The 707-nt window shown below is 41.9% G+C and carries 1 protein-coding gene; it reads left to right on the top strand.

What is annotated here, in order from left to right; all coding sequences use genetic code 11:
- Positions 1-707: aldehyde dehydrogenase family protein (locus tag ACFSCX_RS17525; RefSeq protein ID WP_377929538.1), on the top strand; the 707-nt coding region annotated here is incomplete at both ends.

Here is a 707-nt window from a genome sequence, read left to right as displayed (position 1 = left end):
GTTGAATTGGAGATTTTAGATACTGGGAAATCTTTAGCTGCAGCACAAGGTCAAGTCATGCAAGCGATTGAAGACTTTGAATTTTATGCAGGAGCGATTGTCGGCCATCGCGGCTCCGTTAATCCAGTTCCAGGTCAGTTTCAAAACATTACGGAAAAAGAACCGGTAGGAGTTTGTGCACAAATTATTCCTTGGAATTATCCGTTAATGATGGCTGCGTGGAAAATTGCACCAGCTATTGCAGTCGGGTGTTCAGTAGTGGTAAAACCAGCTTCCTTAACGCCACTTACTTGTATTGTTTTAGCAGAAATTTGTATTGAAGCAGGTGTGCCAGCAGGTGTCGTGAATGTTGTTCCAGGATCAGGTGCTGAAGTGGGGAATTACCTCGTCGAACATCCACAAGTTGATAAGGTAGCATTTACAGGCTCAACTCCTGTAGGTAAAGATATTATGGCAAAAGCGTCCCAAACATTAAAACGCGTAACACTAGAGCTTGGCGGCAAGTCACCAAATGTCGTGTTTGAAGATGCGGATGTAGATGCAGCGGTAGACGGATCACTATTTGGAATTTTCTATAATACAGGTCAATCTTGTGAAGCTCGTTCAAGGCTATATGTTCATGAAGACATTTATGATGAGTTCATGGAAAAGTTTGTAGAAAAGACGAAAAAGCTTCAATTAGGAAATCCATTTGATAAAGGGACTCA

It is taken from the genome of Bacillus salitolerans (assembly GCF_042680805.1).
Classification (GTDB): domain Bacteria; phylum Bacillota; class Bacilli; order Bacillales; family SA4; genus Bacillus_CJ; species Bacillus_CJ salitolerans.
This window is presented reverse-complemented; position numbering and strand designations above follow the sequence as displayed.